The sequence below is a fragment of the Sphingomonas sp. genome (assembly GCF_050725575.1).
GTDB lineage: Bacteria > Pseudomonadota > Alphaproteobacteria > Sphingomonadales > Sphingomonadaceae > Sphingomonas.
Genome location: NZ_JBOHHW010000072.1, coordinates 1 through 18,370, shown reverse-complemented (window position 1 = coordinate 18,370; position 18,370 = coordinate 1). Strand labels below are relative to the sequence as shown.

Here is an 18,370-nt window from a genome sequence, read left to right as displayed (position 1 = left end):
GGGGGCGTTCCCCAAGCGGAACGCTGCCGGCCTACCCCCTCCACCATGCTGTGCATGGTCCCCCTCCCCGTGCCGGGGAGGAGTGAAGTATGACCGACTTCCTTCTGGAACTTCGCTCCGAGGAAATTCCGGCGCGCATGCAGGACAAGGCGCGGGACGATCTCGCGCGCCTGTTCGCGGCCGAACTCGACAAGGCCGGCCTGAAGGCTGGCGCACTCGAAACGCTCGCCACGCCGCGCCGCCTGACCCTGATCGCCCGCGACCTGCCGCTCCAGACCGACGCGGTGTCGGAAGAGACCAAGGGGCCGAAGACCTCCGCACCGCCCCAGGCTCTGGAAGGCTTTCTGCGCAAGACCGGCCTGACCCAGGACCAGCTGACCGAGCGCGACGGCATCTATTTCGCCGTGGTCGAAAAGCCCGGCCGCGCGACCGCCGATGTGCTGGCCGAGGCGATCCCGACGATCATCCGCGCCTTCCCCTGGCCCAAATCGATGCGCTGGGGCACCGCCTCGGCCTCGACCGAGAGCCTCAAATGGGTTCGCCCGCTGCAGGGCATCGTCGCCTTGCTCGGCGGCGATGTCGTACCGTGCGAGATCGCCGGGATCGCGTCGGACGCGACCACCGTCGGCCATCGTTTCCACGCACCGGGCGCGATCACAATCGCCAGCGCGGCGACCTATGCCGAGCAGCTGCGGGACGCGCATGTCATTGTTGACCAGGCCGAACGCCGCCAGATCATTGCGCTTGGCGCGACCATGGCGGCGCGCAAGGCCGGGCTTGAGCTGATCCAGGACGAAGGGCTGCTGACCGAGAATGCCGGGCTGACCGAATGGCCGGTGCCTTTGCTCGGCCGCTTCGACGAGGCGTTTCTCGCGGTGCCGCCGGAAGTGATCCAGCTGACCGCGCGCGTGAACCAGAAATATTTCGTGTGCCGCGATGCGGGCGGCAAGCTCGCCAATGCGTTTGTGTGCACCGCCAATATCGACGCGGCCGATGGCGGCGCGAAGATCATCGACGGCAACCGCAAGGTGCTGGCGGCGCGGCTGTCGGACGCGAAATTCTTCTACGAGACCGATCTGAAGGTGCCGCTTGAAGAGCAGGCGGCGAAGCTCGATCGCATCGTGTTCCATGAGAAACTGGGCACGGTGGCGGACAAGGTCGACCGCGTGGCGAAGCTGGCACGGTGGCTGGTTGAAGAGGGGGTTATTACTACTTCTTCCCCCCTCCCGCTTGCGGGAGGGGCTGGGGGTGGGCTCCCCGTTTCAACGACTGCCGGCGTTGGCGGTGAGCGCGAGCCCACCCCCGACCCCTCCCGCAAGCGGGAGGGGAGTGAATTGCTCGCCGACATGGCCGAACGCGCCGCACGTCTGTGCAAGGCCGACCTCGTCACTGGCATGGTCGGCGAATTCCCCGAACTGCAGGGCCTGATGGGCGGCTACTACGCCGCCGCGCAGGGTGAGCCCGCCGAAGTCGCCGAGGCGATCCGCGATCACTACAAGCCGGTCGGGCAGGGCGATGATGTGCCGACTGCGCCGGTGACGGTGGCGGTGTCGCTGGCGGACAAGCTGGATACGATTGCAGCGTTCTTTGCGATTGACGAAAAGCCCACCGGATCCAAAGACCCGTTTGCACTGCGCCGAGCAGCTCTCGGCATTCTTTCGTTGATGATGACGAACGGGACACGCCTGGAACTTTCCAAGGTTTGGAGTTTCTGGAGCGCCAATCTGCGTTTTGGTCCTCCGCCCTGGGTTAATGGCCTCAACGCCAGCCTCGACTTCTTCGCCGACCGCCTCAAGGTCCAGCAACGCGAAGCGGGCGTCCGTCACGACCTGATCGACGCGGTGTTCGCGCTCGGCGGAGAGGACGATCTTGTCCGGCTGCTCGCCCGCGTCCACGCGCTGCAATCCTTCGTCACGACAGAGGACGGCAAGAATCTGCTCGCCGGCTACAAGCGCGCCGCCAATATCCTCAAGAAGGAAGGCTTTACCGCCGCCGAGGATAAGAGTGTGGCGTATGACCGTGATCCGGCCGAAGGCGCGCTGGTCGCCGCGCTCGATTCCGCTGAGCCGCGCGCGCGTGACGCCGTCGCGGCGGAGGATTTCGAAGGGGCGATGGCGGCATTGGCGAGCCTGAGAGGGCCGATCGACCAGTTCTTCGAAGAGGTGACGGTCAATGACCCCGATCCGAACAAGCGCGCCGCGCGGCTCGCCTTGCTCGCCCGGGTTCGCGATGCGGTCCATTCGGTCGCTGATTTTTCGAAGATCGAGGGCTGACCCGGTCGAGCCCAAACGCGCATGCTTAAAAATGGGGACGAGTGAATGACGCAGTACGTCTACCGCTTCGGCGGCGGAGTTTCCGACGGTGGCAAGGGCGACAAGAATCTGCTCGGCGGCAAGGGTGCGAACCTTGCCGAGATGGCCTCGATCGGCCTGCCGGTGCCGCCCGGCTTCACCATTTCGACCGAATTCTGCGAAGTCTATTATGACGAAGGCCGCGCCTTTCCGCCGGCGCTGCGCGACGAAGTCGCCACCGGCATCGCCCATATCGAGGGTGTGACCAGCAAGAAATTCGGCGACGCGGCCGATCCGCTGCTGGTCTCGGTCCGCTCCGGCGCGCGTGCGTCGATGCCGGGCATGATGGACACGGTGCTGAACCTTGGCCTCAATGACGAGACGGTGAAGGGCCTGGCCGCCACCTCGGGCGACGACCGTTTCGCCTGGGACAGCTATCGCCGCTTCATCCAGATGTATGCCGATGTGGTGCTTGAGCTTGACCATGGCAGCTTCGAGGAAGCGCTCGAGATCGCCAAGGAGGACAAGGGCTATTATCTCGACACCGAGCTGACCGCGGAGGACCTGCAGGCGCTGGTCGCCGAATATAAGGCGCTGGTCGAGGCACAGTGGAACAAGCCCTTCCCGCAGGACGTGCACGACCAGCTCTGGGGCGCGGTCGGCGCCGTGTTCGGCTCGTGGCAGTCGGAACGCGCCAAGGTCTATCGCCGCCTCAACGACATTCCCGCCGCCTGGGGCACGGCCGTGAACGTGCAGGCGATGGTGTTCGGCAATATGGGTGATACGTCGGCCACCGGCGTCGCGTTCACGCGCGATCCAGCCAAGGGCGACCGCGCTTATTATGGCGAGTTCCTGATCAACGCGCAGGGCGAGGATGTCGTCGCTGGCATCCGCACGCCGCAATATCTGACCAAAGCCGCGCGCGAGACCGCCAATGCCAAGCCCGCCTCGATGGAAGAGGCGATGCCCGAGGTGTTCGGCGAGCTGGCCAAGGTGTTCGACCTGCTTGAAACGCACTACCGCGACATGCAGGACATCGAGTTCACCGTGCAGCAGGGCAAATTGTGGATGCTGCAGACCCGCTCGGGCAAGCGCACCGCCAAGGCCGCGCTGAAGATCGCGGTCGACATGGCCGAGGAAGGGCTGATCACGCGCGAGGAAGCGGTCGCGCGGGTCGATCCGCAGGCGCTCGACCAACTGCTCCACCCGACGCTCGACCCCGCCGCCAAGCGTGACGTGCTGACCAAGGGGCTGCCTGCCAGCCCCGGTGCGGCATCGGGCATGGCGGTGTTCGACAGCGACACCGCCGAGAAGCGCGCGGCTGCGGGCGATAGCGTGATCCTGATCCGGGTCGAGACCTCGCCTGAGGATATTCACGGCATGCACGCGGCCAAGGGCATCCTGACCGCGCGCGGCGGCATGACCAGCCATGCCGCGGTGGTCGCGCGCGGCATGGGGCGTCCCTGCGTCTCGGGTGCGGGCACGATCTCGATCGACGCCAAGGCGGGCGTGATGCGCGTCGGCACCGGCAGCACCGGGCGCGAAATACGTGAGGGCGACACGATTACCATCGACGGCACCACCGGTGAAGTGATGGCGGGTGCGGTGCCGACGGTGCAGCCCGAGCTGTCGGGCGATTTCGGCACTTTGATGGTGTGGGCCGACGGCGTTCGCCGCCTGAAGGTGCGCGCCAATGCCGAAACCCCGCTCGACGCCCGGGTCGCGCGCGAATTCGGCGCCGAGGGCATTGGCCTGTGCCGTACCGAGCATATGTTCTTCGATGCCGCGCGGATCACCGCGGTGCGTCAGATGATCCTCGCCGAGGATGAAAAGGGCCGTCGCGCCGCGCTGGAAAAGCTGCTGCCCGAACAGCGTGCCGACTTCATCCAGCTGTTCGAGGTGATGGCGGGGCTGCCCGTCACCATCCGCCTGCTCGATCCGCCGCTGCATGAATTCCTGCCGCACGAGGAAAGCGAGTTCGCCGAGGTCGCGGCGGCTGCCGGGGTCGATGTCGACATCCTCAAGCGCCGCGCCGCCGAGCTGCACGAATTCAACCCGATGCTTGGCCATCGCGGCTGCCGGCTTGGCGTGACCTATCCCGAAATCTACGAGATGCAGGCGCGTGCCATTTTCGAGGCGGCGGTCGAGGTCGCCGAGAAATCGGGTGACGCCCCGATCCCCGAAGTGATGATCCCGCTGGTCGCCACGCGGCGCGAGCTGGAGCTGATGAAGGTCGTGGTCGACAAGGCAGCCCAGGCGGTATTCGCCGACAAGGGGCGCACGATCGAGTATCTCGTCGGCACGATGATCGAGTTGCCGCGCGCGGCGCTGATGGCGGGCGAGATCGCCGAGATTGGTGAGTTCTTTTCCTTTGGTACCAATGACTTGACCCAAACCACGCTGGGGGTCAGCCGCGACGATGCGGCGCGCTTCCTGACCACTTATGTCGAGCGCGGCATCTACGCCAAGGATCCGTTCGTCAGCCTCGATGTCGAGGGCGTCGGGCAGCTGATTGAGATCGCGGCGGAGCGGGGCAGGGCCGCGCGCCCGGGCATCAAGCTCGGCATTTGCGGCGAACATGGCGGCGACCCGGCATCGATCGCGTTCTGCGAAAGCATCGGGCTCGATTATGTCAGCGCCTCGCCCTACCGCGTGCCGATCGCGCGGCTGGCGGCGGCGCAGGCGGCGCTTAAATAGGCCGGTAAATAGGCTGGCCAGCCCGGCGCTTTTCGCGCAGTCTCCGCTGCAGATAAGGGGAGGCCGGCACGATGTGGCCATGGGCAAGATATGCGGTCACCGGCGTCGCCGGCATCCTGATCGGTGCCGGCGGTGCCGTCTGGAGCGTTCGCGCCGGCGTGCTTGGCAGCGCCACCTCGATCGGTCCCTGGGCCACCGGCAAGGACTACGGCACGGCCGCGGCCAACGCGAAGACCCGCGCGGTGGTGGCGCTGCGCGGCCTGCTCGCGCTGCCGGCAACCGAGACGCGTTACTATAACGCCGCGACGGACGACGCCGGCCGGCCGCTCGACGGCAAATGCCGCTATCTCGTCATGGGTGGTGCCTTGCCGGTCAAATGGTGGAGCCTGACGCTCTACGATCCGCAGGGCTATCTCGTCGCCAATCCGGCGAACATTTGGTCGATCGGCAGCGCCGCACTGCCGGCGGCAGAGCAGGCGCAATGGCTGGTGACGATCGCGCCTGACAAGCAGCCGGGACACTGGCTGCCGACCGGCAAGCCGAGGCGCTTCGAACTCACGCTGCGCGCCTATCTGCCGGCCGATCGCGGCGCCGGTAATTTCACCCGCGAGCAATTGCCCAGCATCGTGCGGGAGTCCTGCGCATGACGCGTCGCTGGACCTTGCCGCTGATGTTCGGCGTCCTGCTCGGTGTCCTCACGTGGCAGGTGACCCTGGTGGCCACGCCGCGCGTGCTGATGTGGCTCGCGGTCAAGCGCGTCGCGTCGATCGGCGGCTTCAACCAGATGAAGCACACGCCGCTCGCCACCGCTGCCTCGCGCACGATCGTTCGACCGAGCCCCGACCTGGCCTATTCCTCCTGCCCTTATGACTTGTCGCACGGGCCGGTGCTGATCGAGGCGACACCGGTCGCGGCGCCCTATTGGTCGCTGTCGATCTTCGATGCGAATACTAATGCCGTGTTCGTGCGCAACGATGCCGCCGGTGCGCATAAGCCGCTGCGCATTGCCATCGCGCGCGCCGGCCAGACCATTCCGGCCGGAGCCGAGGCGGTGCGCGTCGATGGCAATCGCGGTGTTGCGCTGATCCGTATCCTGATCGAGAACCGCGCCAGTTTCGCCGCGATCGACGGCGCGCGACGATCGGCACGCTGCTCGGCGGTTGCCGGTTGAACCCTCAGCTATCCGGGAAGCGGGTGTTGTGCAGCTTGGCCTTGCCGGTCCGCAACAGCGTCGCCTGATCGCGCCATTGCTCGCTGGCGATGCGGCCGGCCGGCAGGTCGAGCCGTTTTTCCAGCGCCATTTCGTCTTCGGCCGACAGATTCTCGATATCGGCGAAGTGCGTCATGCCGAGATCGGCGAGTCGTTCCTTGAGAGGTTCGTCGACGCCGCGCAGGCGTGAGAGATCGTCTGCTTCGGCCACTGGCTCAGGCTCGGGCGCAGCTAGAGGTGGCGGAAAGGCTGAGACGGCGGCGCTGGCGGCAACCGGAAGTGCCAGTCCCAGGGCAGGGGCATAGGCATAACGCGGTGCCGGCTTCTCGTCGGCCGGGGCGTCCGCATCCTGCTCGGCGGCTTCAGCCGCGGTCGCTGGTTCCGGGGCTGGCTCGGGGCTTGGTTCGGTCAGAGCTTCCGGTGCGGCGACCGGCCCCTTGAGTGCTTCATTCTCGCGCTCGAGTTCGGCGATGCGGGCATTGCCCTCGCGGATCTGCGTCTCTGCCTTGCGCCGATAGGCGCTATAGGCCTCACTCTCGGCGTAAAGACGCTTGCGCCATTTCCGGCTGCCGGGATGGAGGCCAAGCCCCAGTACCAGCCCGCCGAAGAACAGCAGCAGGAGCACCACGAATTGACCAAAGGTCGTGAACAGCATTGCGATCGTCTCCCGACGAGTCCTGGCGCGATGTTGCGGCGCCGGTGACGATCCTGACGAGTCAGGCGGTCGGGATCAAGCGCTAGGTCGGACCTAGATCCCGCCCTTGAACGCGTCGGAGATGGAGCAGGCGGCCGGCCCGAGAATGACGACGAACAACGTCGGCAGGATGAACAGGATCAGCGGCACGGTCATGATCGCGGGCAGGCGCGCAGCCTTTTCCTCAGCGCGCATCATGCGCTCGTTGCGGAATTCGGCGGACAGCACGCGCAGCGCGGACGCCAGCGGCGTGCCGTATTTCTCGGTCTGTACCATGGTCGTCACCACGCCCTTGATGGCGTCGAGATTGACTCGCATAGCAAGGTTCTCGAACGCTTGGCGGCGCTCGCTGAGAAAGCCGAGCTCGATCGCGGTCAGGGTGAATTCGTCGCCCAGTTCGGGGTAGGCGCGGCCCAGTTCGCGCGACACACGGTGGAATGCGGCGTCAACGGTGAGTCCCGCTTCGGCACAGATCACCAGCAAATCGAGCGCATCGGGCAAGCCTTTGCGGATCGCGTCGGAGCGCTTGGTGATCTTGTTCTTGAGGAAGATGTCGGGCGCCTTGTAGCTCAGGATGAACGCGCCCGCGACAATGCCATAGCGTTTGATCGCGCTGTAATCGGCGAACATCTCGGTGCCGTAGACGAGATAGAGCATCAGCCCGCCGAAGATGATCGGCAGGACGAGGCGGCCGAAAATGACCGCGACGGCATATTCCTTCGACCGGATGCCGGCCTGCATCAGCTTGATCTGCGCGGCTTTGACCTGGCTGTCCTGCAGCACCTGCAGCGACGACAGGATCGACTTGATACGATCGGTGGTCTGATTCTTGGTGACCAGTTTGGCGCGGCGCTTGGTCGAGGCGGTGATGCCCGCCTTCAGCTGTTCGCGGCGTTCGTTCAGCGCCTTGACGCGCTTGATCATTGGGTCGCGGACCGTCGTCGCCGCATAGATGGCAAGCAGCACAGCAAAGGCGGCGACGCCGGCGAGCAGGGTCGCCACCATCATCACATCGACCCCGAGGATCGTCGGTCCAGCCGTCTCGCCCATGATGCTCGTATTCTTCCCTTAAATCTCGAAATTGATCATCTTGGCCATGATCAGGGCGCCGATCGCCATCCACAAAATGCCGCCGCCGCCCGCGACCATCAGCCGTTCGTCCTGGAAGAAGGTCTGCATATAGCTGCCGTTGATCATCCAGATCATGCCGAACACGATGAACGGCAGCGATCCGATGATATAGGCGGACGCCTTGGATTCGGATGACATCGCCTTGATCTTGAGCTTCATCTGGCCGCGCATGCGCAGCACATTGGCGAGATTGGCGAGCGTTTCGGCCAGGTTGCCGCCGGTTTCGCGCTGGATCGCGATCGAAATGACGAAGAACTGGAATTCGGGCGTGCCGAGCCTGTCGGCAGTATCTTGCAGTGCGACGTCGAGTGTGCGGCCGATCTTCATCTTGTCGGTGACCATGCGGAATTCGACGCCGACCGGGCCCTCGACCTCATTGCCGACGACCGCGATCGTCTCGGTGATCGGCAGGCCCGAGCGCAGGCCGCGTACAAGCAGCTCGATTGCGTCGGGCAGCTTGGCAGTGAATTGCGCGATGCGGCGCTTGATGAAGAAGCTGACCACCATGTGCGGCAAGCCGGCGCCAAGCACCAGCCCGAGCAGGAGAGACAGCGCAATGGGCAGGCCCTGGAGCGCCAGCAGGAGCGTGACGACGACCAGGATGCCGACGGTTGCCATGCCGTACTGCCCAACCGTCCACGGCTTGCCGGTCATCGCCAGGCGCTTTTTCAGGACTGCCGGACGCGGCAGGAAGCGCATCGCGACACCGTCCATGCGCGTGGCGCGGTTCGCGGTGATGCGGCGCATCTGCGCCTCGACCGCTGCATTGGCCGAGTCGCTATGGCGCGCGCGCAAAGTCGACAGCCGGCGCGCCTGCGCACGCTGCGGCGACGGCCCGGCAAAAGCGAAGGCGACGAGCAGCAGGACGGCAAAAGCGCCCCCGCACAGCATGATGAACGGCATTAATTCCATTACGGTATCAAGCGCTCCGCTTGGTTACGATCCGGTCAATTGACCGCCTCGAACCGGTTATTTTTTCCGCTTCGGCATCATCGATTTGAAATCGCCGAACTTGCCCATCAACGACGTACCCTTGACGGGCGGCTTCTTCAGCGAAACGCCGTCGGCGGCGGCATCGCCGGCGCCCAGCAACTTTGTGGCCAGCTCGACGATCGGCGCGACGGTCTTGGATCCCTTGCCGGCTTCCGCCAGCGGCTTGCCGAGCTTGGCGGATTGCGCTGCGATCTTCTGGTCGAAGGGGATCATGAAATCGATCCGGCGCTCGATCGAGCCTTCGAAATCCTTGCGGTTAATCTCGAGCTGCGCATTGGCATGGACCCGGTTGGCGACGACGAAAACCTGGGTCTGCGGCGCGTTCGACTTCAGCCATGACAGGATGCGGATCGAATCACGTGCGGCAGCAAGGGTCAATTCGGTGACGACGACCGCAATCTGCACATCAGTGATGAGATGCGGATGCAGTACCAGCATGCCGCGCGGCAGATCGACCACGGTGCATTCGAATGCGGAGCGCATTTCCTCCTGCAGCTGATAGAAGGCGGCACCATCGGTCATCACCGGCGAGTTGATCGGCGCTTCCGCCGACAGCACCGAGAGCGTGTCGCTCGACTTGACCATGGCGCGTTCGATGAACAGGCCGTCGATGCGGCTGGGATTCTCGATCGCGTCGGTCAGGCCGCGGCCCGGTTCGAGGTCGAGGGTCAGCGCGCCGGTGCCGAAATGCACGTCGAGATCGAGCAGGGCGGTATTGCGCTTGCCCTTCTCACTCAGCACCCAGGCGACCGAGGTGGCGATGGTCGAGGCACCGACGCCGCCGCGTGCGCCGATCACGGCGGTCGAGCAATGCGGCCGTTCGACCGAAGGATCGGCCGCCTTGGGCGCGTTGAGCATCGTCTGTGCGTGCGTGAACGCCTCACGCAGCATGTCGGGGCTGAGCGGCTTGAGCAGGTAATCCTGGATGCCGCTGACCACCAGATCGCGGTACAGACGCACATCATTGACCTGGCCGGCCGCGATCACGACCGTACCGGGTTCGCATACCTCGGCGAGCGCATTGATGTCGTTGAGCGGATCGCCCGATTCCGAAAGGTCGACGAACAGGATTTGCGGGCTTGCCGAAACAGAGAGCGACTGGACGGCATTGCGCAGCCCGCCCTTGTTCACCTTTTCAGGCGCCCAGCCCATTTCGGCGACCACCGGGCGGATCGATTCCGCCGTAGTCTCGTCGCAGACATAGGCGACGAACGGTTCGCGGTGTCCAACGCGGCCTGGATTGAAAGGTGCGTTCATGACTTAATTGCTCCCACCGCTCTTGCCCTGGCTGGTACCGACACTGATCGGCGCCTTGCGATAGGCGTCGATCGGCTTGGTCGCCGATGCCGGATCATTGACATCCGCACCGGGCTGCCCGCGCACCAGGTCTGTCGGGTTGGCGATCATCGCCGCGAGGTTCGAATTGATCGAGCACCCCTGGTTCGACGACGTATTGCTTTCGAATTCCGATGGGCCGGTACGACTGAAGTCGGGGCATCCCGGGACGCTTGCCTTCATCCGGCTGATCACCACGCGGACCATGCCGGGCTGCACCGGTGCACCGGTAACCGGCGCATCGTCGGACAGGAGCAGGCCGTACCGGGAAATCTGTGCCTGCACGTCATCTCGCACGCCATTGCCCGATGGATTGGGGTCGTCGATCGCGACCCGGTCACCATAGCCAAGGCGCAGTGACTGCATCCATCCGGCCATGCGCTGTGCCTCGCCGGGGGCCAGGCCATTGCCGCTGGTGCTCGCATCGAACACGAGATCGGTACGGCTGACGACCGGCTGATGGACCGATTCGAGACCACGATTCTTCGTACCGGTGCTGCACGCGCCGACCAGCAGGGCGGGGGCCAGAGTCATGGCGATCAGGATGCTGCGCTTGAACATGGTTCTATCCCTTGTGGGCATTTCACGTTTTGACATCGTCAGTTGAGGCTGAAGCCGGGAGCGACGGGCGCACCCTTCTTGGCTTTGGCTGGTGGTGGCGCCTTTTCCTCCCGGCGATCCTCGGCGCGCGGTGCGGGCAGTACCGGCGCAGCGGCGCCAAAGGAGGGGACAGCGGTGGCGGACGGCGCCATGCTCGGCTTGGGCCGGTCGCCGCCGGTAACGCCGCCGCCAAGCTCACCCATCAACACCCGGCCGAGATCGGTCGGCGCCTTATAGCCGTCGGTCGGCAGTACGATGTCGTTCGCGTTGACTGGTTTGACCAGATACGGCGTGATGACGATCACCAGCTCGGTTTCTTTGCGCTGGAAGGCGTTCGACCGGAACAGGGCGCCCAGCACCGGCACGTCGCCAAGTCCCGGGGTCTTATCGATCGAATTGTCATGGCTGTTCTGCAACAGGCCGGCGATCATGAAGCTCTGGCCCGAACCGAGTTCGACTGTCGTTTCGGCGCGCCGCGTGCTGATCGCCGGGATGGTCGTCCCGTTCAGCTGCACTGCACCTGCCGATGTGAGCTGCGATACTTCAGGACGCACGCGCAGCGAGATGCGGCCGTCCGCCAGCACGATCGGCGTGTAGGACAGGCTGATGCCATATTGCTTATATTCGACCGACACCGCGCCCAGCCCCTGGCTGACCGGGATCGGGATTTCGCCACCGGCGAGGAATGTGCCGGTCTCGCCCGACAAGGCCGTCAGGTTTGGATTGGCAAGAGTCGAAACCTGGCCGAGCGTTTCGCCGAGATCGAGCGATGCGAGCAGATCGAGGCCCAGCAAACGGCCGGCTGCTCCAATCGTCGAGCCCATGCCGAGACCGGGCGGGAATTTCACGATCGACTGACCCGGCAATGCGCCATTGGCGTCGATCGTGCCGCTGCCAAGAACGCCCGGCGCCGTTGTAATCGAGCCCTGACGGCCCTGGCTGAGCCCGAACAGGAAGCTGCCACTGTCGCGCGTGGTCAGGTTGACGCCGATATTCTTGACGAAGGTGCGGCTGACCTCGGCGAACTTGACCTGCAGATTGACCTGCAACGGGGTGGCATTGCGCAGACGGCTGAGCACCTTGGTCGTCTCGCCGACATAGGCCTGGACCAGCCGTTCCGCTTCGGCGCCGTCCGCCGGTGCGGCGACGGTACCGGTCAGCAGGACCAGGCCGTTCATCGGCGTCGCGACGATATGCGCGTCGGGCATGGCGAGGTTCAGCATCTGCTGAATCGAGTCGAAATTATTCCCGACCCGGATCGTGGCCGAATAGACCACTGCGCCCGCCTTGTTGGTGGCGGAGATCGTCGTCTCGCCGGCCGCTTTGCCGAAAACATAGATCTGCGTGGCCGAGCGGACCTGGACGTCGGCGATCGCGTCGCTGGCAACGAACACGTCGCTCATTGGCCGGGCGAGCGTGATCAGCCTTCCGCGGCCGGTATTGACCTGCAGCACGGGTGCTGCGGCGGCGGATTGGGCCGGGGCTGGCGCGGATGCGCCGCCCATGGTTGCCGCGACAAGAACGGCGGCCAGCGGCCAGCCGATCGGCGTGAGCGCAATACGCATGTTACTTCTTCCCCCCGACCGGAACTTCGGTCACCGAATTGCCGCGCGCGATGCGCACGATCGGACCCGTGATATGTGCGGCAGCACCAGGATATCCGCCGGCTGGCGCTCCCCCCGGCGCGCCTGCCATCATGCTGGTTTCCGCGCTCTTGCCGGGCACGGTCCGGCGCTGGAAGCGCGACACATCAGCACCCACGGCGAAGGTGGTGTTGCCGGTGACGGGCTGGCTCGCGAGCTTCAGCATCATTGCCTTCTCGGCCTTGGGATCGTCGGTTTCGGGGACCTTGATGTCGCCGTTGGCGATCGCCTGTTCGAGTTCGGAGTTATTGTCGGCGATCGAGCGCAGCGACAGCGACAGGGCGCCGAGCGTTTGCGCAACGGCGATCTGCTCGGCGATCTTCGGCGTTGCCTCGATCGTCACGTTGGAAAAGGTGCGGACCACGGTCTTGCCGTCTTCACCGGTGGTGTTGTCGGTGCGCTGGTCGGTCGCGAGAACACGCAGATTGCGCATGATCGTTTCGGATGCCTTTAGCGGCGGGCCATCACCGCCGCCGGGAACCGTCTGAGTCAAGATCAGGTCGATCCGGTCGCCCGGAAAGACAAAGCCCGCGACGCCGGTCTGGACCGAAATCGGGATCGTTACGGCGCGCATGCCGGCGCCGAGCGCCGCCGCCAGGAAACCGCGGTCGCCAGGCTTGACCAGCGCGCCCTGCGTTACCGGCTGTCCGGCCGTGATCGCGTTGCGCACGACCGTGCCCTGCAATGCCTTCAGGTCGGTGTCGGCCTTGATGTAATAGGCGTTTTCGACCAGTTCCTTGGGCCAGGGCTGAAATTTCAGCGCCGTCGCGTCGAGGATGGTGCCGACCGGCAATGAACGTGTTGCGACCAGCACTTCCGGGCCATCGACCGGCGCGACGACTGTCGTGGCGCCGGCCACCGGGGCAGGGGTGCCAGAGATCAGGCTGCGCGCCATGAACGCGGTGATTGCCGCGACAATCAACGCACCCACCAGCAGGACGATCTTACGGGTATCCATAACGCTTCGGACCTTTTCGAGCGCGGATCACGGTCGATCCGGCGTTAATCATTCACAGAAACTGGTTAAAAATCGGTTCGCGAACAGTGAGCAGAGCGGCGATCGCGATTGCGACGCCGTACGGAATCTCGGGAGACCCCGGTTTCTTGCGGACACGCTGGTCGATCATCAGCACGACAGTGAGCACGCCGCCGACCAGCGACATGATGATCAGCATCGAAACGAGCGGGACGAACGGGAACCACAAGGCAAGCGCGCCGATCATCTTGACGTCGCCGCCGCCCATCCAATTGAAGTGGAAGGCGGCGCAGAACATCGCGAACACGGCCAGCGCCAGGCCAAGTTGAATTGCCATGTCGGGCCAGACCGCCAGGCCGTTCGCCCACCACCAGACAGGGGCGAGCAGCGCGATCGCGACATTCTTCCAATTGGCGATCTCACGGTGGCGTGCGTCCTCGATCCCGGCGGCAACAAGGAGCAGCGCGAGCGCGCCAAGCATCAAAGCTATCGGATTTCCCCAACCCATAAGGGAATTCCCTAGACGGCATGGCTTTCCAAAAAGTAACGATTGCCAATGGATTCACCTCAATCGTTCCGCCGCGCCATGCCGCCGGGGGCGGCAATCACTCGCTGGAATGGCCCGAATGGCTGGGAATTCCGCCGTTTCGACTGGCCTGCCGAGGCCAAGATCCGGCGCGGCAGTATTTTATTCGAGGGCGGGCGCGGCGATATTTTCGAAAAATATCTTGAGGTTTTCACGCATTGGCACGCCCAGGGCTGGTCGATCACCTCGCTCGACTGGCGCGGACAGGGTGGATCCGGGCGGGTGTCGCCCGATTCCCATGTCGGCCATATCGAGGATTTCGGCACCTATATCACCGACTTCACGGCCTTCTGGACCGAATGGCAGTCAACGGCAGTCGGACCAAGGGTATTGATGGGGCATTCGATGGGCGGCCATCTGATTCTGCGTGCGATGGTCGAAGGCGTCGTCAAGCCCGATGCCGCGGTGCTGATCGCGCCGATGCTCGGGCTGCATAGCCCGCTTGGCGCGCGACTCGGCGAGCGGATGGCGAAACTGCTCGGCAGCGCGGGCAATTCCGCGCGGCCCGCCTGGCGGGATAATGAACGCCCGGCGACCACTGTAACCCGCCAGGCGCTGCTCACCCATGATCGTTCGCGCTATGACGATGAAATCTTCTGGCAGACGACCAAGCCCGAATTGCTGCTTGGCCCGCCCAGCTGGCGCTGGGTGATGCAGGCGTTCGAATCGACCCGGCGCCAGCGCGACGACCCGCGGTTGAAGACGATGACCGTTCCCACGCTGCTGATCGTCGCCGAGGCGGACAAGCTGGTGAACCCCAAGGCTGCGTTGCAGGTGGCGGCAAAATTGCCCGATGCGCGTGTCGTGCGTTTCGGCAGGGAATCGTCGCACGAGATATTGCGGGAGCGCGACGCGGTGCGCAATCGCGCGATCGGCGAGATCGACATCTTTCTCGCGTCGCGCGCCCAGGTCTGAAGCGGCCCGCCAATGGACCGCTACGATATCGCCATTATCGGCGCAGGGATTGCCGGCGCGAGTCTGGCTGCTGCCATTGCGCCGCACGCGAGTGTCCTGCTGATCGAAGCGGAGGACAGTCCGGGCTATCATTCGACCGGGCGCTCGGCCGCCTTCTGGTCGGAAAGCTATGGCGGCACGGGGATCCAGCCACTGACCACGGCGTCGGGTCCGGCGCTGCACGATGGTGGGTTCCTCAAGCCGCTGGGCGCGCTTCATATCGGTCGCGCCGGAGATGAAGCGGCGATTCACGCTTTTCTAGCGGCGTTCGAAGGTACCGGCATTGCGCTGGCCGCCGTCGATCCCGCAGTGCTGATCCCTGGCCTGCGCCCCGACTGGACGCTAGGCGTGCTGGAGGCGAGCTGCGAATATATCGATGTCGCGGCGCTTCATGCCAATTATCTTTCCCACGCCAATCGGACCGGAGCGGTGCTGGCGCTATCGGCGCCGCTGCGCAGTGCAGCGCGGGTGGCGAATGGCTGGCAGATTGAAGCGGGCGCGCTGGCCGTTACGGCAACGATCCTGGTCAATGCTGCGGGCGCCTGGGTGGATCGGGTCGCGGCGATTGCCGGAGTCGCACCGATCGGTATCCGGGCCTATCGTCGCACCGTTGCGCAATTGCGCGTCGATGTGCAATTGCCGGAAGGGATGCCGATGGTGGTCGATATTGCCGGCCGCTTTTACTTCAAACCCGAAGGTGCCGGGCGGCTCTGGCTCAGCCCGCATGACGAGACGCCGGTCGAACCGGGCGATGTCGCACCCGAGGAACTCGATGTCGCGATCGCGATCGACCGGTTAGAACAGGTGGTCGATTGGCGCATTGCCGCGCTCGAGCATAAATGGGCCGGTCTGCGCAGCTTCGCGCCGGACCGGTTGCCGGTCTATGGCTTCGATCCGGTCGTGCCGGGCTTTTTTTGGTGTGCGGGACAGGGTGGTTTCGGCATCCAGACCGCGCCAGCCGCTGCTGCACTGGCCGCCGCACTCCTGCTGGAGCGGAAGCCCGATCCAATGGTCGCCGCGATCGATCCTGCGATGTACGCGCCCGGCCGTTTCAGACCGCTGGCGTAACGGGATTTTCCGGCTTACTCTGGCCTCGTCCAATGACGGAGGATGACCATGGCTCACAAGTTCGAAATCTACAAGGACAAGGCTGGCGAGTTTCGTGTTCGCTTCAAATATAACAGCGAAGTGATGTTCTCGACCGAAGGCTATTCGAGCAAGGCGTCCGCCGAGAATGCGATCGAATCGATCAAGAAGAACGGCCCCACTGCGCCGACCGAAGACAATAGCTGAGATTTAGCCTTTGCGCGCGGCGTCGGCCGCGTCGCTTGCCAGCCGGTCAGCCCGCTCATTGTCGGGGTGGCCGGCATGGCCCTTCACCCATTTCCACTCGATTCGGTGCGGCTTGGCCGCGTCGAGCAGCGCCTGCCATAGATCGGCATTCTTGACCGGCTTCTTGTCGGCGGTCTTCCAGCCATTGCGCTGCCAGCCTTTGATCCATTTGGTCAAGCCATCCATCACGTAGCGGCTGTCGGTTGACAGCGTGACCAGGCAAGGCCGCTTAAGCGCATTCAATCCTTCGATCGCAGCGGTCAGCTCCATCCGGTTATTGGTGGTCAGCGTCTCGCCGCCGGACAGTTCCTTTTCCTTGGTGCCCGATCGGATCAACGCGCCCCAGCCGCCAGGGCCGGGATTGCCCTTGCACGCGCCATCGGTGGCGATCTCGACTCGCGTGAGTTCGGTATCGGATTCGGTCATTGAAAAAGGGTCTCGCCCATCTGGTTATAGGTGTTGAGGCGGCGCAGATAGGCCAGCGGATCCTTGCGCGTGACCAGTGCATCGGCCGGCGTGTTGAGCCAGTCCCAGGCGCGTGTCAGCAGGAAGCGGATGCACGCGCCGCGCGCAAGCACAGGGAGCGCCGCGCGCTCGGCGTCGCTCAGCGGGAAGCGTGAGATATAGCCCTCGACCAGCGCCGCACCGACTGCGCGATCGACACGAGCACCGCTCGCATCGAACGACCAGGCGCTGTGCATCACCGCGAGATCCCAGGCCCGGATATCGGTACAGGCGAAGTAGAAATCGATCAGGCCGCCGACCCGGTCGCCGAGCATCAGGACATTGTCGGGGAACAGATCGGCATGGATCACCCCGCGCGGCAGGTTATATGGCCATGCCGCCAATATCTTTTCCAGCGCAGCGCTGACATGATCGAACAGGCCCGGATCGATCGTGTCGAGATCGTGTCCGCAGCGTGCCAGCAACGCCGTCCAGCCGTCCGGGCCGAGGCTATTCGGGCGCTCGCCGGTAAAATCGGTCAGCGACTCGTGCATGTGGCCCATCGCGGCGCCGGTTGCGAAGGCTTGCGCGGTGTTTGGATGCGAGACCGACACGCCGGGCAGGAATTCGATCAGACAGGCGGGCCGGCCTTCGAGCTGCTGGATCGCCACGCCTGCGCGGTCGGCCAGTGCGCGCGGGACCGGATTGCCGCGTTCGGCGAGATGATCAAGCATCGCGAAGAAGAAGGGCAGGTCACTCAGATCGACCCGCTTCTCGTACAGCGTCAGTATGAAGCGGCCCTTGGTCGTGTCGACCATGTAATTGCTGTTCTCGACGCCCTCCGCGATGCCCTTGGCGGAGATCAATTCGCCATGGTCATAGCGCGCAAGGAACGCGGCCAGCGCTTCGGCCGACACGTGAGTATAGACGGCCAAGGGGTCAGGCCGCGGCTTCGAGGCCGCGTGGCAGCTTGAACGACACGGTCTCGCGGTTGGTCTCGACCTCGCGCTCGCTGACCTCGAACCGCTCGCTCAGCCGCTCGACCAGTTCGCGGACCAGGATTTCGGGGGCGGAAGCGCCCGCCGTGATGCCGAGTGTCGTGACGCCTTCCAGGAAGTCGAAATCGAGATCAGCGGCGCGCTGGATCAGCTGTGCGGGCGTCCCTTCGCGCACCGCGACCTCGACCAGCCGGAGCGAGTTCGACGAATTGGGCGCGCCGATCACCAGCACTGCATCGCACATCGTGGCGATTGACTTGACTGCGGTCTGCCGGTTCGACGTGGCGTAGCAGATATCATCGGGTCGCGGCGCTTGGATCGCGGGGAAGCGGCGCTGCAGGGTCGCGACGACATCGGCCATGTCGTCGACCGACAAGGTGGTCTGGGTCAGGAAGGCAATGTTGGTCGGATCATCCGGCATGAACGCCTCGGCATCGGCGACATCCTCGATCAGCGTCATCGCGCCTTCCGGCACCTGGCCGAAGG

General features: G+C 64.7%; 17 protein-coding genes and 1 pseudogene. 7 read left to right on the top strand and 11 right to left on the bottom strand.

What is annotated here, in order from left to right; genetic code table 11:
* Nucleotides 1-89 precede the first annotated feature (89 nt).
* The 4 genes from glyS to ACRECS_RS26010 all read left to right on the top strand — a co-directional run bounded on the left by glyS (nucleotide 90) and on the right by ACRECS_RS26010 (nucleotide 6,159).
* On the top strand, nucleotides 90-2,273 hold the full coding sequence (gene glyS, locus ACRECS_RS26025) for a glycine--tRNA ligase subunit beta (RefSeq protein WP_431585880.1): 2,184 nt from the start codon (nucleotides 90-92) through the stop codon (nucleotides 2,271-2,273).
* A 45-nt stretch (nucleotides 2,274-2,318) separates the two neighbouring features.
* Nucleotides 2,319-4,988: a pyruvate, phosphate dikinase gene (gene ppdK, locus ACRECS_RS26020; protein ID WP_431585879.1), complete on the top strand. Its 2,670-nt coding sequence runs from the start codon at nucleotides 2,319-2,321 to the stop codon at nucleotides 4,986-4,988.
* Between the two features lie 71 nt (nucleotides 4,989-5,059).
* Nucleotides 5,060-5,635 carry a DUF1214 domain-containing protein gene (locus tag ACRECS_RS26015; protein ID WP_431585878.1) on the top strand — a complete coding sequence of 192 codons (576 nt, stop codon included), beginning with the start codon at nucleotides 5,060-5,062 and terminating at the stop codon, nucleotides 5,633-5,635.
* Nucleotides 5,632-6,159: a DUF1254 domain-containing protein gene (locus tag ACRECS_RS26010; RefSeq protein ID WP_431585877.1), complete on the top strand. Its 528-nt coding sequence runs from the start codon at nucleotides 5,632-5,634 to the stop codon at nucleotides 6,157-6,159. The genes ACRECS_RS26015 and ACRECS_RS26010 overlap by 4 nt, the downstream gene beginning before the upstream one ends.
* 4 nt (nucleotides 6,160-6,163) lie before the next feature.
* Here the strand turns inward: ACRECS_RS26010 and ACRECS_RS26005 are convergent, their stop codons facing one another.
* The 8 genes from ACRECS_RS26005 to ACRECS_RS25970 all read right to left on the bottom strand — a co-directional run bounded on the left by ACRECS_RS26005 (nucleotide 6,164) and on the right by ACRECS_RS25970 (nucleotide 14,051).
* Nucleotides 6,164-6,853 carry a hypothetical protein gene (locus ACRECS_RS26005; protein ID WP_431585876.1) on the bottom strand — a complete coding sequence of 230 codons (690 nt, stop codon included), beginning with the start codon at nucleotides 6,851-6,853 and terminating at the stop codon, nucleotides 6,164-6,166.
* A 93-nt stretch (nucleotides 6,854-6,946) separates the two neighbouring features.
* Nucleotides 6,947-7,942, bottom strand: a complete 996-nt coding sequence (locus ACRECS_RS26000; protein ID WP_431585875.1) for a type II secretion system F family protein — start codon at nucleotides 7,940-7,942, stop codon at nucleotides 6,947-6,949.
* A gap of 18 nt (nucleotides 7,943-7,960) precedes the next feature.
* Nucleotides 7,961-8,935 (bottom strand): type II secretion system F family protein, encoded by a 975-nt coding sequence (locus ACRECS_RS25995; RefSeq protein ID WP_431585874.1) that lies wholly within the window; start codon nucleotides 8,933-8,935, stop codon nucleotides 7,961-7,963.
* A gap of 57 nt (nucleotides 8,936-8,992) precedes the next feature.
* A complete protein-coding gene (locus tag ACRECS_RS25990) occupies nucleotides 8,993-10,273 on the bottom strand; it encodes an AAA family ATPase (protein ID WP_431585873.1) in 1,281 nt (426 codons plus the stop codon).
* A gap of 3 nt (nucleotides 10,274-10,276) precedes the next feature.
* Entirely contained in the window at nucleotides 10,277-10,912 is a 636-nt protein-coding gene (locus ACRECS_RS25985) for a CpaD family pilus assembly protein (protein WP_431585872.1), read from the bottom strand.
* 38 nt (nucleotides 10,913-10,950) lie between these two features.
* Entirely contained in the window at nucleotides 10,951-12,516 is a 1,566-nt protein-coding gene (locus ACRECS_RS25980; RefSeq protein ID WP_431585871.1) for a type II and III secretion system protein family protein, read from the bottom strand.
* A gap of 1 nt (nucleotide 12,517) precedes the next feature.
* Nucleotides 12,518-13,552 (bottom strand): Flp pilus assembly protein CpaB, encoded by a 1,035-nt coding sequence (gene cpaB, locus ACRECS_RS25975; RefSeq protein WP_431585870.1) that lies wholly within the window; start codon nucleotides 13,550-13,552, stop codon nucleotides 12,518-12,520.
* Between the two features lie 52 nt (nucleotides 13,553-13,604).
* Nucleotides 13,605-14,051, bottom strand: a complete 447-nt coding sequence (locus ACRECS_RS25970; RefSeq protein ID WP_431585869.1) for an A24 family peptidase — start codon at nucleotides 14,049-14,051, stop codon at nucleotides 13,605-13,607.
* Nucleotides 14,052-14,126: 75 nt separating this feature from the next.
* Between ACRECS_RS25970 and ACRECS_RS25965 the strand changes: the two genes are divergently transcribed.
* Genes ACRECS_RS25965 through ACRECS_RS25955 form a run of 3 tightly spaced genes read left to right on the top strand, consistent with a single transcriptional unit; the run spans nucleotide 14,127 to nucleotide 16,403 of the window.
* Nucleotides 14,127-15,071: an alpha/beta fold hydrolase gene (locus ACRECS_RS25965; RefSeq protein WP_431585868.1), complete on the top strand. Its 945-nt coding sequence runs from the start codon at nucleotides 14,127-14,129 to the stop codon at nucleotides 15,069-15,071.
* Nucleotides 15,072-15,083: 12 nt separating this feature from the next.
* Nucleotides 15,084-16,178, top strand: coding sequence for an NAD(P)/FAD-dependent oxidoreductase (locus tag ACRECS_RS25960; protein ID WP_431585867.1), 1,095 nt, complete (start codon nucleotides 15,084-15,086; stop codon nucleotides 16,176-16,178).
* 48 nt (nucleotides 16,179-16,226) lie between these two features.
* On the top strand, nucleotides 16,227-16,403 hold the full coding sequence (locus ACRECS_RS25955; protein WP_431585866.1) for a YegP family protein: 177 nt from the start codon (nucleotides 16,227-16,229) through the stop codon (nucleotides 16,401-16,403).
* 3 nt (nucleotides 16,404-16,406) lie between these two features.
* Here the strand turns inward: ACRECS_RS25955 and rnhA are convergent, their stop codons facing one another.
* The 3 genes and pseudogenes from rnhA to ispH form a co-directional block, all read right to left on the bottom strand.
* Nucleotides 16,407-16,868, bottom strand: coding sequence for a ribonuclease HI (gene rnhA, locus ACRECS_RS25950; protein ID WP_431585865.1), 462 nt, complete (start codon nucleotides 16,866-16,868; stop codon nucleotides 16,407-16,409).
* Nucleotides 16,865-17,821, bottom strand: coding sequence for a homoserine kinase (thrB, locus tag ACRECS_RS25945; RefSeq protein ID WP_431585864.1), 957 nt, complete (start codon nucleotides 17,819-17,821; stop codon nucleotides 16,865-16,867). The genes rnhA and thrB overlap by 4 nt, the downstream gene beginning before the upstream one ends.
* A 4-nt stretch (nucleotides 17,822-17,825) precedes the next feature.
* Nucleotides 17,826-18,370: pseudogene (gene ispH / locus ACRECS_RS25940) on the bottom strand (4-hydroxy-3-methylbut-2-enyl diphosphate reductase); the annotation flags it as partial.

Excerpts from the sequence above, each read along its gene's own strand:
- ACRECS_RS26000 (WP_431585875.1), bottom strand. The coding sequence starts at position 7,942 with ATGGGCGAGACGGCTGGACCGACGATCCTCGGGGTCGATGTGATGATG.
- ACRECS_RS25970 (WP_431585869.1), bottom strand. The coding sequence starts at position 14,051 with ATGCTTGGCGCGCTCGCGCTGCTCCTTGTTGCCGCCGGGATCGAGGAC.
- ppdK (WP_431585879.1), top strand. The coding sequence starts at position 2,319 with ATGACGCAGTACGTCTACCGCTTCGGCGGCGGAGTTTCCGACGGTGGC.
- ACRECS_RS25965 (WP_431585868.1), top strand. The coding sequence starts at position 14,127 with ATGGATTCACCTCAATCGTTCCGCCGCGCCATGCCGCCGGGGGCGGCA.
- ACRECS_RS25980 (WP_431585871.1), bottom strand. The coding sequence starts at position 12,516 with ATGCGTATTGCGCTCACGCCGATCGGCTGGCCGCTGGCCGCCGTTCTT.
- cpaB (WP_431585870.1), bottom strand. The coding sequence starts at position 13,552 with ATGGATACCCGTAAGATCGTCCTGCTGGTGGGTGCGTTGATTGTCGCG.
- ACRECS_RS26015 (WP_431585878.1), top strand. The coding sequence starts at position 5,060 with ATGTGGCCATGGGCAAGATATGCGGTCACCGGCGTCGCCGGCATCCTG.
- ACRECS_RS25955 (WP_431585866.1), top strand. The coding sequence starts at position 16,227 with ATGGCTCACAAGTTCGAAATCTACAAGGACAAGGCTGGCGAGTTTCGT.
- rnhA (WP_431585865.1), bottom strand. The coding sequence starts at position 16,868 with ATGACCGAATCCGATACCGAACTCACGCGAGTCGAGATCGCCACCGAT.
- ACRECS_RS25960 (WP_431585867.1), top strand. The coding sequence starts at position 15,084 with ATGGACCGCTACGATATCGCCATTATCGGCGCAGGGATTGCCGGCGCG.
- ACRECS_RS25990 (WP_431585873.1), bottom strand. The coding sequence starts at position 10,273 with ATGAACGCACCTTTCAATCCAGGCCGCGTTGGACACCGCGAACCGTTC.
- glyS (WP_431585880.1), top strand. The coding sequence starts at position 90 with ATGACCGACTTCCTTCTGGAACTTCGCTCCGAGGAAATTCCGGCGCGC.
- ACRECS_RS25995 (WP_431585874.1), bottom strand. The coding sequence starts at position 8,935 with ATGGAATTAATGCCGTTCATCATGCTGTGCGGGGGCGCTTTTGCCGTC.
- ACRECS_RS25985 (WP_431585872.1), bottom strand. The coding sequence starts at position 10,912 with ATGTTCAAGCGCAGCATCCTGATCGCCATGACTCTGGCCCCCGCCCTG.
- ACRECS_RS26010 (WP_431585877.1), top strand. The coding sequence starts at position 5,632 with ATGACGCGTCGCTGGACCTTGCCGCTGATGTTCGGCGTCCTGCTCGGT.
- ACRECS_RS26005 (WP_431585876.1), bottom strand. The coding sequence starts at position 6,853 with ATGCTGTTCACGACCTTTGGTCAATTCGTGGTGCTCCTGCTGCTGTTC.